This window comes from Paenibacillus pasadenensis DSM 19293 (assembly GCF_000422485.1).
In the GTDB taxonomy this organism is placed as follows: domain Bacteria; phylum Bacillota; class Bacilli; order Paenibacillales; family Paenibacillaceae; genus Paenibacillus_O; species Paenibacillus_O pasadenensis.
The window spans coordinates 1-12,884 of record NZ_AULW01000051.1 but is presented as its reverse complement, the minus strand read 5'-3'; the positions used below and the strand labels follow the sequence as shown (position 1 = coordinate 12,884).

Genomic DNA, 12,884 nt, shown 5'->3' with positions numbered 1-12,884 from the left:
GTCCGGCTCTGCGCCTCGGAAAAGAGCTTTCACCGCGGCTTCAGCAATCCCGCTTTGCGAAGGACGTGGAGCACGTTCTTTTCCAATTCCTCGGTCGGCTTGCCGACCGCGCCCGCGCGGACGATCAGGATCATGTCGGTCCGCTCGCAGATCCGGTCGGCATGCTTGCGCACGATTTCCTTCAAGACGCGGCGCATCCGGTTGCGGACGACGGCGTTGCCGATTTTTTTGCTGGCGGAGATGCCGAGCCGGAACGGCTCGGCAATCGGCTGCCGCGACCAGTAGACGACGAACTGGCCGTTGGCGAAGGACTTCCCGCCCCGGTACGTCCGGGCAAAATCCTCGCGCCTTCTGAGGCGCCATTTTCTTTGCATCGTTCACCGACTCCATGAGTTTTCGGCGCCGCTCGGCGCCATATGCGCTGCCTTACGAAAAAAAGACCACGCCAGGTGGTCTTTTTTCCACAAGCCAGAACTATCGTTCATTCTCGCTTTGAAGCGGCTAAGCCGCTTTTATGAAGGAAAAGAGCTTACGCGCTCAGCTTGGCGCGGCCCTTCTGACGGCGTGCAGCCAATACTTTGCGGCCGTTTTTCGAGCTCATCCGCTTACGGAAGCCGTGAACCTTCTTGCGCTTGCTCACGTTCGGTTTGAAAGTCGGTCTCATTACATGCACCTCCCCGCTTTAAAGGTCGTTCGTCCAACTCGGCTGCTCCTCGGCGCGAAGCCGCGGAACGGCTGGACGAGCGATCTGTTCGTCCGTGCCCAAGTAAAAACGCCTTTTTCCATTTAACCATTTCACGCCCGCGAAGTCAACCGGCATCTCGATCGTCCACCACCTCCAGGGCTCCGCTCTTCCCGTCCGCAGCCCGCTCCCTTCATCTAAATGGATGTGGATAACCGAGGAACGGGTCGGGAAGCGTCGCAATTTAGTAACATGTGCATAATAAAAAAGAGATTTGGCGCCTGCTGTCGAACCTGCGCACAAGCTGTTAACAATATCTTGTGCTGTAGATAACTCTTATACACAAGCAGTAGCGATTGTGGATAATATTCCGCCACGCGTTGAAATAGAGCCTTTCTTTTGCTATGATAGATTTGTTTTTGTTGTGGACGGAGAGCAATGACGGCTTGATTTATCAACAGCCTGTGGATAAGAATGTGAACAACATAATCCCCCTCTGTATAACCTTCATCAACAAGTCCCTGCATCTGTGGATGGATGAGCGGCTTACCCCAATAGAATCGACTAGCATAGCGGCATCAGGTTTTGCCATCGTACCAACAGGGATAGGAGTGACCGTCAGTGGACAGCCATACCGTTGATTTGTGGCAGCAAGTGCTGTCAATCATCCAGACCAAATTGAGCAAACCGAGCTTCGACACTTGGTTCAAGGCGACGAAAGCCAATTTCTCGGATGAAGGACAGCTTGTCGTCACGGCGCCGACAACGTTCGCGGTGGAATGGCTGGAGAGCCGCTACACGAAGCTCGTCCGTTCGACGGTGTCCGACTTCGTCGGCAAATCCGTCGATATCCGGTTCGTCATCGAAGAGAACCGGCCGCCCGAGCCCGCGACTCCGGCCCAGCCGCCCGTCAAGCCGGCTCCGGCCGTGCCGGGAGAGACCTTTTCGCATATGCTCAATCCCAAATACACATTCGACACGTTCGTCATCGGGGCGAACAACCGCTTCGCGCACGCCGCATCGCTGGCTGTCGCCGAGGCGCCGGCCAAAGCCTACAATCCGCTGTTCCTCTACGGCGGCGTCGGCCTCGGCAAGACCCACTTGATGCATGCGATCGGCCATTACATCCTGGAGCACAACCCGAGCACGAAAGTGATGTACATCTCCTCGGAGAAGTTCACCAACGAATTCATCAACGCGATCCGCGACAACCGCGGCGAGAGCTTCCGCAACAAGTACCGCAACATCGACGTCCTGCTGATCGACGACATCCAGTTCCTCGCCGGCAAGGACGGCACGCAGGAGGAATTTTTCCACACGTTCAACGCCCTGCACGAGGAGCGCAAGCAGATCGTCATCTCCAGCGACCGCACGCCCAAGGAGATCCCGACGCTCGAGGAGCGGCTGCGCTCCCGCTTCGAATGGGGCCTCATCACCGATATCCAGCCGCCCGATCTGGAGACAAGGATCGCCATCCTCCGCAAAAAGGCGAAGGCGGAAAACCTGGACATCCCGAACGAGGCGATGGTGTACATCGCCAATCAGATCGACACGAACATCCGCGAGCTCGAAGGCGCGCTCATCCGCGTCGTCGCCTACAGCAGCCTCATCAACGAGGACATCAGCTCGCATCTGGCTGCGGAGGCGCTCAAGGACATCATCCCGTCCAGCCGTCCCAAGATGATTACGATCCATGACATCCAGCAGCGCGTCGGCGAGTTCTACGGCCTCAAGCTCGAGGAATTCAAGGCCCGCAAGCGCACCAAAGCGGTCGCCTATCCGCGGCAGATCGCCATGTATCTCTCGCGCGAGCTGACGGACTACTCGCTGCCCAAGATCGGCGAGGCTTTCGGCGGCCGCGACCATACGACCGTCATCCACGCGCACGAGAAGATCTCCAAGCAGCTCAAGCTGGACCAGGAGCTGTTCAAGGTCATTCAGAACCTGACGGAAAAAGTCAAAAATCATATGTAATCTTATCCCCGAAAAAGGGACAAGAACCGACAAGCCTATGCACAAGCTGTACACATGTGGATAGGCTTGTCGCATCCCCCTTTGGCGGGCTTATCCACATATTCACCGCACCTACGGCTACTACTGCTTTTTTCTTTTAACTAAACATCATCTAAAAAAAGTACGGCTCCGCCGCAGGTTGAACCCCAAGGACGAGTGCCGCCCAAGCCGCTCAAGGAGGAACGCATGAAACTTACCATCTCGAAAAACGAACTCAACGACGCCATCCAGCAAGTCGCCAAGGCCGCCTCGGTCCGCCCCGCCATCCCGATTCTCGGAGGCATCAAGTTCGACGTGACCCATCAGGGAGTCACGCTTACGGCAAGCGACACGGACATCTCCATCCAGAGCTTCATTCCTGCCGAAACGGACGAGACCGTCATCGCCAAGGTCGACAAGCCGGGCAGCGTCGTCATGCCGGCTAAGTTTTTTGTCGAAATCATCCGCAAGCTGCCGGCGGAGGACGTCCAGATCGAGGTCGGCGACAACTATCAGACGATGATCCGCTCCGGCTCGACCGACATCCAGATGGTCGGCCTGGATCCGGAGGAATTCCCCGTGCTTCCGTCCATCGAGGAGAACGAAGTGCTGCAGCTGCCCGGCGACCTGCTCAAGGCGATGGTCCGCCAGACCGTCTTCTGCGCTTCGACGAGCGAGCAGACGCCGGTGCTGACGGGACTGCTCTGGAACCTGATCGAAGGCGAGCTCAAGTTCGTCGCGACGGACCGGCACCGGCTCGCGAGCCGGATTTCCCGCGTCGACACTCCTGACGGCTACCGGCTGAGCAATGTCGTCATCGCCGCCAAGACGATGGTCGAGCTGTCGAAGCTCGTGCCCGATGGAGCCGGCCTCGTCGATATCGTCGTCGCCAGCAACCAGGTGCTGTTCCGCCTCGGCCATACGCTGTTCTACAGCCGCATGCTCGACGGCACTTATCCCGATACCTCCAAGATTATTCCGCAGTCGTTCAAAACAGAACTCGTCCTCGAGACGCGCAAGCTGATCGACGCGATGGAGCGCGCCTACCTGATGTCCCGCGAGGAAAAGACGAACATCGTGCGTATCGTCACCCTCGAGAACGGAACGATCGAGATCTCCTCCAGCTCCTCGGAGCTCGGACGGGTCACGGAGCAGCTCGAGGTGATCCGCCAAAGCGGCGAGCCGCTGCGGATCGCGTTCAACTCCAAATACATGCTCGACACGCTCAAGGTCATCGACAGCGAGCAGCTCGTCATCAGCTTCACCGGCGCGATGAGCCCGATCATCATCCGCCCCGCGGACCACGACAACAGCCAATACATCATCCTGCCTTACCGCACGACCAACTGAATTTTCCGCGGCGGCGGCGGCACACGGCGGGCGACCTTCCGGTCGCCCGCCTTTTCCATGCGCCGCTGCGCTCTCCCTCTTTTCCCATCCCATCACGCAGGAGGCATCCACGATGACCACGATTACGATCAAGACCGACTACATCGCGCTGGGCCAGTTTCTCAAGCTGTCCGACTGCATCGATTCCGGAGGCCAGGCCAAGTTCTTCCTCCAGGAAACGAAGGTCGTCATCAACGGCGAGCCCGACAACCGGCGCGGACGTAAGCTGTACGACGGCGACACCGTAGAGGTGGACGGCTTCGGCAGCTTCAAGGTTCAGAGAACGTGAACCTGTGCCGACGGCGCTGTCCGCCTGGGGCGGACATTTCAAGACAGGGGGCTGAGCGGTGTTCCTGAATGTGATCGCGCTTCGCAACTATCGCAACTACGAGCAGCTGGAGCTCGAGACGGACCGCAAGGTGAATCTGTTCATCGGCCCCAACGCCCAAGGCAAGACGAATTTGCTGGAATCGATCTTCGCGCTTGCGCTGACGAAATCGCATCGCACCGCCAAGGACCGGGAGCTGATCGGCTGGAACGGCAAGGAAGCGTCGGTGCACGGCGAGGTGGACAAGCGCTACGGCCGCGTGACGCTCGATCTCGCCTATTCCGCCCAAGGCAAAAAAGCCCGGGTCAACGGGCTCGAGCAGCGCAAGCTGAGCGGCTTTGTCGGCACGCTCAACGTCGTCATGTTCGCTCCCGAGGATCTCGAGATCGTCAAGGGGACTCCGGGCATCCGCCGGCGCTTCCTGGACATGGAGATCGGCCAGGTGCAGCCGGGCTACCTGCATACGCTGCAGCAGTACGGCAAGGTGCTCGTGCAGCGCAACAATTACCTCAAATCGACGGGACCTTCCGGCGTCAAGCCGGGGCTGCTGGAGGTATGGGACCTGCAGCTTGCGGAGCATGGTGTTAAAATCATGAAAAAGAGGCAACAATTCATAGAAAAGCTGAAGACGTGGGCGGCCGCCATCCATTCCGGCATCACAGCCGGGAGCGAGGAGCTGTCGATCGAGTACCGTCCGTCGTTCGACATCGGCGCGGACGAAGAAGAATCTGTTTTATTCGAGCAATTTATGATAAAGTTAACCCAGGTAAAAGATCAGGAAATCCGCCGCGGCGTTACGCTTGCGGGCCCTCACCGCGACGATCTGGCCTTCTTCATCAACGGCAAGGAGGCGCAGGTATACGGCTCTCAGGGGCAGCAGCGCACGACGGCGCTCTCGCTCAAGCTGGCGGAGCTGGAGCTCATTCGCGAAGAGATCGGCGAATACCCGCTGCTGCTGCTCGACGACGTGCTGTCGGAGCTCGACCAGCACCGTCAGACGCAGCTGATCGAGACGTTCCAGGGCAAGGTCCAGACATTCATAACCGCGACGGGGCTGGAGAGCGTCAATACGAGCCGGCTGTCCGACGCGGGCATCTACCGGGTTGAAGGCGGCAAGGTCACCCAATAGGCCGCCTCAGCCCTTTCTTGGCGATTCTGCCTCCTAGCGGGGCTTTGCATAGAGGAGCGTGAAGGAGATGTACATCCATCTGGGCGGGGAGAAGATCATCCGGGCATCCGAGCTGGTCGCCATCTTCGACATATCCATCGAGCAGTCCTCCAAGCTCTCCAAGCAGTTCGTCGCCGGCGCCAAGAAGCGCAAGGACGTGGAGCTGATCGGCGAGGAGGAGCCGAAGTCGATCGTCGTCACCAAGAGCCGGGTGTATTACTCCCCCATCTCATCATCCACGCTGAAGAAGCGCGGCCACAACTTCGCCGCCAACGGATAAGGCGGCAGGGCATACCCGGAGGCGGCATGCCCGCATCAGTTGCTTAGCGCAGTCGAGAGGAGCAGTGAATCATCGCATGTCTACGAACCAACAGCATACGTACGACGAGAACCAGATCCAGGTGCTCGAGGGCCTGGAGGCGGTCCGCAAGCGGCCGGGCATGTATATCGGCTCGACGAGCGGCAAGGGGCTCCACCATCTGGTATGGGAAGTCGTCGACAACAGCATCGACGAAGCGCTAGCCGGCTACTGCAGCCGGATTACGATAACGATCCACGAGAACGACAGCATCACCGTCACCGACAACGGCCGGGGCATCCCGGTCGGCGAGCATCCCAAAATGAAGCGGCCGACGCTCGAGGTCGTCATGACCGTCCTTCATGCGGGCGGCAAGTTCGGCGGCGAGGGCTACAAAGTGTCGGGCGGCCTGCACGGCGTCGGCATCTCCGTCGTCAACGCCCTGTCCGAGCAGGTCGTCGTCCAGGTCAGCCGGGACGGCAAGATCTATCAGCAGGAGTACCGCCGCGGCGTGCCGCAGTACGACATGAAGATTGTCGGAGAGAGCAGCGAGACGGGCACGCGCACGCTGTTCAAGCCGGATCCCGAGGTGTTCACCGAGACGACGGTCTTCGAGTACGAGACGCTGCAGTCCCGCGTGCGGGAGCTGGCGTTCCTCAACAAGGGCATCGAGCTCGTGCTCGAGGACGAGCGTACCGGCGTCAGCAACACGTTCCGCTACGACGGCGGCATCATCGAGTTCGTCCAGTACCTCAACCGCAACCGCGAGCCGCTGCATGAGCAGCCGATCTACGTGGAGGGCGCCAAGGACGGCATCCAGGTCGAGGTGTCGCTGCAGTACAACGACAGCTACAGCGAGAACATCTACTCGTTCGCCAATAACATCAACACCCATGAGGGCGGCACCCACGAATCCGGCTTCAAGAGCGCGCTCACGCGGATCATCAACGACTACGCCCGCAAGTCCGGCGCGATCAAGGACAGCAACAGCAATCTGTCCGGCGACGACGTGCGCGAGGGCCTGACCGCGATCATCAGCGTCAAGATTCCGGAGCCGCAGTTCGAGGGTCAGACCAAGACCAAGCTCGGCAACAGCGAGGTGCGCGGCATCGTCGAGTCGTTCTTCGCCGAGAAGCTCCAGGAGTTCCTCGAGGAGAACCCGTCCGTGTCCCGCAAAATCGTGGACAAGGGCCTGTCCGCCTCCCGCGCCCGCGAGGCGGCGCGCAAAGCCCGCGAGCTGACTCGCCGCAAGAGCGCGCTCGAGGTGAGCAGCCTGCCCGGCAAGCTGGCCGACTGCTCCTCCAAGGACGCGAGCATTAGCGAGCTGTACATCGTCGAAGGCGACTCCGCCGGCGGCTCGGCCAAGCAGGGCCGCGACCGGCACTTCCAGGCGATCCTTCCGCTGCGCGGCAAGATCCTCAACGTCGAGAAGGCGCGCCTGGACCGCATTCTGTCCAACGCCGAGATCCGCGCGATCATCACCGCGCTCGGCACCGGCATCGGCGACGATTTCGACATCGCCAAGGCCCGCTACCACAAGATCATCATCATGACCGATGCCGATGTCGACGGCGCGCACATCCGCACGCTGCTGCTGACGTTCCTGTACCGCTACATGCGCAAGGTGCTGGAGGCCGGCTTCGTCTACATCGCGCAGCCGCCGCTGTTCAAGATCGAGCGCAACAAGGTCGTCCGCTACGCCCAGTCCGAACGGGAGCGCGACGACATCCTCGCCGAGTTCGGCGAGGGCGCCAAGGTCAACGTGCAGCGCTACAAAGGCCTCGGAGAGATGAACGCCTCCCAGCTGTGGGAGACGACGATGGATCCCGAGAGCCGCACGATGCTGCAGGTGCAGATCGAGGACGCGATCAAGGCCGACGTCATGTTCGACACCCTCATGGGCGACAACGTCGAGCCGCGCCGCGACTTCATCCAGCAGTATGCCAAGTACGTCAAGAACCTCGACATCTAGCGCAAACCGCAAAGCAAAGCCGGCCCGGAGCGATCCCGAGCCGGCTCTCTTTTTTCGGACCTATCGGTCCGGAGCGGCCGTCCGCCCTCAGCGGGCGCTGCGCTTCGGCGCGTAAGCGGCGGCATAGCGCCGCATCCGGCGGAAGATCCCCTTGTCCTGCAGCTTGCGGAAAATATACGGATCCGGCTTCGTGTTCACTTCCAGGATCCACGGCTTCAACGCCGTATCCACGGCGACGTCGAGCCCGATCTCCTTCAGGCGCGGCCAGCGCGTCGCCAGCTGCTCGCCCGTCTGGACGCCGAGCTTCTCGAGGCGGCTGCGGAACTCCTTCTGCGCGGCGGCGTCCATATGGCTGCCCAGAAGCGTCTCGAACGGCGTGATCGTGCCTCCGCTGTGGTAGTTGGTGACAATTTTCGACGGGTGGCTCAGCCTGCCGATGATGCCGGTCGTCTCCCAGGCGCCGGCCGGGTTCCGCTGCACCATGACGCGCAGGTCGAAGCGGCGGTTGCGGTGCCGGAGCAGATGGATCCCCTTCTGCGCCAGATAGCGCTTTTTCGGCCGGATGCGCTCCAGCGACTGGAACATCGCATCGTAGGCGGCATGCGTTTGGACGCGGGTGCCGCTTTGGAACCGGTAGCCGCCTTCTTCGAGCTTCTGCACCTTGATGACGCCGTTGCCGAAGGTGCCGGAATCCGGCTTGATATACAGCATGCCGTATTGGTCAAGCATCGCCTTCAGCGAGTCTTTCGTGTAGACTCTCGTGTCCGGCACATGGAGCGAGAGCTTCTCCGACTGCAGCAGGACCTCCGTCTTTCTCTGCTTGCTCACAACCCGTTGGATAGCCAACCGTTCCTCATCCTTCCTTGTCTCCGAAAAGCGCGCCGTTCCGCCGCTTTCGGCGGTTCGGCTTCCGGATATTAGTGCAAATTCCGATATCGTAAGCGATCAATCAATGCTATAATAGACTGTATTGTCCTATCCGCGATCCATCGTCTTATTTTATGGATTTCGCGAACGGATGGAGCACGGCATCCACCTATTTTTCGACGGTCCCGACGTTTATTTGTCCGCTTTTTGTGCCACACAGATAAGATCGGACAGCGAGCGAGGCGGGCCGCGATCATCAGGCCAGAGCCGCTTGGAGGCCTGACCGCACAGGAGGTAAGTATGGCGGAAGAACAACGTTCCCAAATCAAGGACCGGGATATCGGCACGGAGATGCGCGAATCGTTCATGGATTATGCCATGAGCATCATCGTCAGCCGCGCGCTGCCGGATGTGCGCGACGGGCTCAAGCCCGTGCACCGGCGCATCCTCTTTGCCATGTCGGAGCTCGGCATGGCCCCGGACAAGCCCTATAAAAAATCGGCCCGCATCGTCGGCGAGGTCATCGGCAAGTACCATCCTCACGGCGACAGCGCCGTTTACGAATCGATGGTCCGGATGGCGCAGGACTTCTCCATGCGCTACATGCTCGTCGACGGGCACGGCAACTTCGGCTCCATCGACGGCGACATGGCCGCAGCCATGCGGTATACGGAGGCGCGCCTGTCCAAGATCGCCATGGAGCTGCTGCGCGATCTGGGCAAGGACACGGTCGACTTCGTCTCCAACTATGACGGCGAGGAGCGCGAGCCGTCGGTGCTTCCGGCCCGGTTCCCCAACCTGCTCGTCAACGGCGTGTCCGGCATCGCGGTCGGCATGGCGACCAACATCCCTCCGCATAACCTGCGCGAGATCGTAGACGGCGTCCAGGCGCTCATCCGCAATCCCGACATCACGTCGCTGGAGCTGATGGATTACGTCAAAGGGCCGGACTTCCCGACCGCCGGCTTCGTCATGGGCCACTCGGGCATCCGGCAGGCGTACACGACGGGCCGCGGCTCCGTCACGATGCGCGCCCGCGCCGAGATCGAGGAGAACGGCGGCAAGGCCCGCATCGTCGTGCATGAGCTGCCGTACCAGGTGAACAAGGCCCGTCTCGTCGAGAAGATCGCCGAGCTCGTCCGCGAGAAGAAGATCGAGGGCATCACCGATCTGCGGGACGAGTCCGACCGCAACGGCATGCGGGTCGTCATCGAGCTGCGCCGCGACGTCAATCCGAGCGTGACGCTCAACAACCTGTACAAGCATACGCAGATGCAGTCGACGTTCGGCATCAACATGCTGGCGCTCGTGAACGGCGAGCCTCGCACGCTGACGCTGCGGGACATGCTGTACCACTACCTGCAGCATCAGATCGAGGTCATCCGCCGGCGCACCGAGTTCGATCTCAAAAAAGCCCAGGCTCGCGCGCATATCCTCGAAGGCTTGCGCATTGCTCTGGACCATATCGACGAGATCATCTCGCTCATCCGCTCGTCGCGCACGGCCGACGAGGCTCGCGAGGGGCTGATCAGCCGTTTCGCGCTCAGCATCGAGCAGGCGCAAGCGATTCTCGACATGAGGCTGCAGCGCCTGACGGGCCTGGAGCGCGAAAAGATCGAGTCCGAGTACAACGAGGTGCTGGCCCGCATCGCGGAGTACATGGCGATTCTTGCCGACGAGCAGCTCGTGCTGAATCTGATCAGCGAGGAGCTGGCCGAGATCAGCGAGCGCTTCGGCGACGACCGGCGCACCGAGGTGACGATCGGCGAGGACGAGATCCTCGACGAGGACCTCATTCCGCGCGAGGACGTCATCATTTCCATCACGCACTCCGGCTACGTGAAGCGGCTGCCGGTCACGACCTACCGCAGCCAGCGCCGCGGCGGCAAGGGCGTCATGGGCATGGACACGAAGTCCGACGACTTCGTCGAGCATCTGTTCGTCTCCAACACGCATCACTTCCTGCTGTTCTTTACGAACAAGGGCAAGGTGTACCGGCTGAAGGCGTATGAGATTCCGGATCTGAGCCGCACGGCGCGCGGAACCCCGATCATCAACCTGCTGCAGATCGAGCAAGGCGAGACGGTCAACGCGGTCATCCCGGTGGAATCGTTTGATCCCGACTGCTTCCTGTTCTTCGGCACGCGCCAAGGCGTCGTCAAAAAGACGCCGCTCGACGACTACGCCAACATCCGCAAGGTCGGCCTGATCGCCATCAACCTGCGCGAAGACGACGACCTCATCAGCGTCAAGCTGACGGACGGCAAGCAGCAGATCATCATGGGCACCGCGGGCGGCCAGTCGATCCGCTTCCCGGAGAGCGACGTGCGCTCCATGGGGCGTTCGGCGACCGGGGTCAAGGGCATCCAGCTCGACGAGAGCGACAAGGTCATCGACATGGATGTCGTCGATCCCGACCAGGAAGTGCTCATCGTCACCTCCAAGGGCTACGGCAAGCGGACGCCGATCGAGGATTACCGCTCCCAGTCCCGCGGCGGCAAAGGCATCAAGACGTTCAACGTGAGCGAGCAGCGCGGACCTGTCGTCTGCCTCAAGGTGGTGGCCGAGGACGAGGATCTCATGATCATGACGGAATCGGGTACGCTCATCCGCATGAGCATGGACTCGATCCGCTCGATGGGCCGCAATACGCAAGGCGTGCGCCTCATCAACATCCGTGAAGAGGATGCGGTCGCGACCGTCACTCGTGTCGCCCGCAGCGAGGAAGTCCAGGAAGATGCAGCCGACGGCGAGCCACAGGCCGAGACGGACGGCGCGCAAGACCATTCGGAGGAATAAGGGGCCGCGATCGCGATGACTCAGGAGGAGCTTCCATGCCAATAGTGGATCGGTCGTTGCTGAAGCCGGGCGATGTAGTCTCGCAAGATGTGCTGACGCCTCTAGGCAGCGTCCTTTTCCACAAAGGGCGCGTCATTACGCTAAGGGAACTCGATATTTTGACGGCTTTCCTCGTGCAGCAGGTCAGCGTGGATCGCGGCGAGGAGACGTCTCCGGCCGCCGCATCCGAGGCTGCGGCGGCAGCGGCGCCGGCGGCGAGGAGCGCGCTGCATGCGGAGTACGAAGAGATGGCCGCACAGCTGCGAAAAGCTTACGCGCTCGTTGCAGGCGGCGACGCCCTGCCGCTGCTCTCGCTGCGGACCCAGCTCGAGAGGCTGCTTGCTCATAGCGCGGACTATCAGGTGCTCGCCTTCCGGCCGCGGCAAGCGAGCCGGGAAGACTTCTATTTCCATAGCAGCGTGTTGTCCGCCTTGACCTGTTACCGGCTAGCCCAGTGGACCGATCTCCCGCAAAAGGACTGGATGCAGGTAGCGCTCGCCGGACTGCTCCACGACATCGGCAACGTCAAGCTGGATCGGGACATCCTGATGAAGCCCGGCGTCCTCAGCGCCTCGGAGCAGGAAGAGATGAAGCGGCATACGTTGAACGGCTATCAGCTGCTCAAGCCGATCGCCGCGCTCAACGAGGGGGTCAAGCTGTCGGCTCTGCAGCATCACGAGCGGGTGGATGGCAGCGGATATCCGCTCGGGCTCGGCGCGGACAATATCCATCGCTACGCCAAGCTTGTCGCGATTGCGGATATTTTCCACGCCATGACGCTGGATCGGGCCTATCGTCCCGCCATGTCGCCCTATGTCGTGCTCGAGCAGATCGAGAAGGACGCCTTCGGCAGCCTGGATCCGGGATCGGTCCGCAAGTTCATCGAAAAGGCGACTCAGTTCCAGAACGGCAGCCTCGTCCGTCTGAGCGACGGCAGGATCGGAGAAATCGTCTTTACGGACCGGACGGCGCCGATTCGTCCTTGGGTGTCCGTGTCAGGCACGATCGTCAATCTCTCGGTGGAGAGGCAGCTTTATATTGATGAATGCATCAGCCATTGACTGAAGTCCGGAGCGAAAAGCTCCGGGCTTTTTTGCTTCCATGCTTGAGCGAAAAAGAAATCGAAAAGAATGAAAAAAAGGGTTGCAATGTTCTAGGCGGGCGTGATATATTATCTAAGTCGCCGCTGAGAGGCGGGACGGAAACAAAGCGAATTTGTTCTTTGAAAACTGAACAACGAGTGAAGCAAGTCAGCATTATAAATGAGTCATCGAACTACCTTTATGGAGAGTTTGATCCTGGCTCAGGACGAACGCTGGCGGCGTGCCTAATACATGCAAGTCGAGCGGA

11 protein-coding genes and 1 rRNA gene are annotated in these 12,884 nt (G+C 60.5%); 9 read left to right on the top strand and 3 right to left on the bottom strand.

Annotated elements, in window-relative coordinates; translation table 11 throughout:
• Positions 1-29: 29 nt before the first annotated feature.
• Entirely contained in the window at positions 30-374 is a 345-nt protein-coding gene (gene rnpA / locus H582_RS0107215) for a ribonuclease P protein component (protein ID WP_028598004.1), read from the bottom strand.
• A gap of 155 nt (positions 375-529) precedes the next feature.
• Positions 530-664: a 50S ribosomal protein L34 gene (gene rpmH / locus H582_RS30765; protein WP_084136787.1), complete on the bottom strand. Its 135-nt coding sequence runs from the start codon at positions 662-664 to the stop codon at positions 530-532.
• A gap of 639 nt (positions 665-1,303) precedes the next feature.
• Between rpmH and dnaA the strand changes: the two genes are divergently transcribed.
• The 6 genes from dnaA to gyrB all read left to right on the top strand — a co-directional run bounded on the left by dnaA (position 1,304) and on the right by gyrB (position 7,829).
• Complete coding sequence (gene dnaA, locus H582_RS0107210) at positions 1,304-2,656, top strand: chromosomal replication initiator protein DnaA (protein WP_028598003.1); 1,353 nt, start codon at positions 1,304-1,306, stop codon at positions 2,654-2,656.
• A gap of 225 nt (positions 2,657-2,881) precedes the next feature.
• A complete protein-coding gene (gene dnaN, locus H582_RS0107205; protein WP_028598002.1) occupies positions 2,882-4,024 on the top strand; it encodes a DNA polymerase III subunit beta in 1,143 nt (380 codons plus the stop codon).
• A gap of 112 nt (positions 4,025-4,136) precedes the next feature.
• A complete protein-coding gene (gene yaaA / locus H582_RS0107200; protein ID WP_028598001.1) occupies positions 4,137-4,352 on the top strand; it encodes a S4 domain-containing protein YaaA in 216 nt (71 codons plus the stop codon).
• A 58-nt stretch (positions 4,353-4,410) separates the two neighbouring features.
• Positions 4,411-5,520 (top strand): DNA replication/repair protein RecF, encoded by a 1,110-nt coding sequence (gene recF, locus H582_RS0107195; RefSeq protein WP_028598000.1) that lies wholly within the window; start codon positions 4,411-4,413, stop codon positions 5,518-5,520.
• A 67-nt stretch (positions 5,521-5,587) separates the two neighbouring features.
• Positions 5,588-5,839, top strand: coding sequence for an extracellular matrix regulator RemB (gene remB / locus H582_RS0107190; RefSeq protein ID WP_028597999.1), 252 nt, complete (start codon positions 5,588-5,590; stop codon positions 5,837-5,839).
• Positions 5,840-5,915: 76 nt separating this feature from the next.
• Positions 5,916-7,829, top strand: coding sequence for a DNA topoisomerase (ATP-hydrolyzing) subunit B (gene gyrB, locus H582_RS0107185; RefSeq protein ID WP_028597998.1), 1,914 nt, complete (start codon positions 5,916-5,918; stop codon positions 7,827-7,829).
• An 87-nt stretch (positions 7,830-7,916) separates the two neighbouring features.
• Here gyrB and H582_RS0107180 read toward each other — a convergent pair whose 3' ends face one another.
• Positions 7,917-8,675 carry a YheC/YheD family protein gene (locus H582_RS0107180; RefSeq protein ID WP_028597997.1) on the bottom strand — a complete coding sequence of 253 codons (759 nt, stop codon included), beginning with the start codon at positions 8,673-8,675 and terminating at the stop codon, positions 7,917-7,919.
• Positions 8,676-8,996: 321 nt separating this feature from the next.
• On the opposite strand from H582_RS0107180, the gene gyrA reads away from it, so the two are divergent.
• The 3 genes from gyrA to H582_RS0107165 all read left to right on the top strand — a co-directional run.
• Positions 8,997-11,495 (top strand): DNA gyrase subunit A, encoded by a 2,499-nt coding sequence (gyrA, locus tag H582_RS0107175; protein WP_028597996.1) that lies wholly within the window; start codon positions 8,997-8,999, stop codon positions 11,493-11,495.
• Positions 11,496-11,530: 35 nt separating this feature from the next.
• Entirely contained in the window at positions 11,531-12,595 is a 1,065-nt protein-coding gene (locus tag H582_RS0107170; protein ID WP_028597995.1) for an HD-GYP domain-containing protein, read from the top strand.
• Positions 12,596-12,814: 219 nt separating this feature from the next.
• Positions 12,815-12,884 (top strand): 16S ribosomal RNA (locus tag H582_RS0107165); the annotation flags it as partial.

Bases quoted from the DNA above. Each gene is read 5' to 3' on its own strand.
- rpmH (WP_084136787.1), bottom strand. From the start codon at position 664: ATGAGACCGACTTTCAAACCGAACGTGAGCAAGCGCAAGAAGGTTCAC.
- gyrB (WP_028597998.1), top strand. From the start codon at position 5,916: ATGTCTACGAACCAACAGCATACGTACGACGAGAACCAGATCCAGGTG.
- H582_RS0107170 (WP_028597995.1), top strand. From the start codon at position 11,531: ATGCCAATAGTGGATCGGTCGTTGCTGAAGCCGGGCGATGTAGTCTCG.
- rnpA (WP_028598004.1), bottom strand. From the start codon at position 374: ATGCAAAGAAAATGGCGCCTCAGAAGGCGCGAGGATTTTGCCCGGACG.
- gyrA (WP_028597996.1), top strand. From the start codon at position 8,997: ATGGCGGAAGAACAACGTTCCCAAATCAAGGACCGGGATATCGGCACG.
- yaaA (WP_028598001.1), top strand. From the start codon at position 4,137: ATGACCACGATTACGATCAAGACCGACTACATCGCGCTGGGCCAGTTT.
- remB (WP_028597999.1), top strand. From the start codon at position 5,588: ATGTACATCCATCTGGGCGGGGAGAAGATCATCCGGGCATCCGAGCTG.
- dnaN (WP_028598002.1), top strand. From the start codon at position 2,882: ATGAAACTTACCATCTCGAAAAACGAACTCAACGACGCCATCCAGCAA.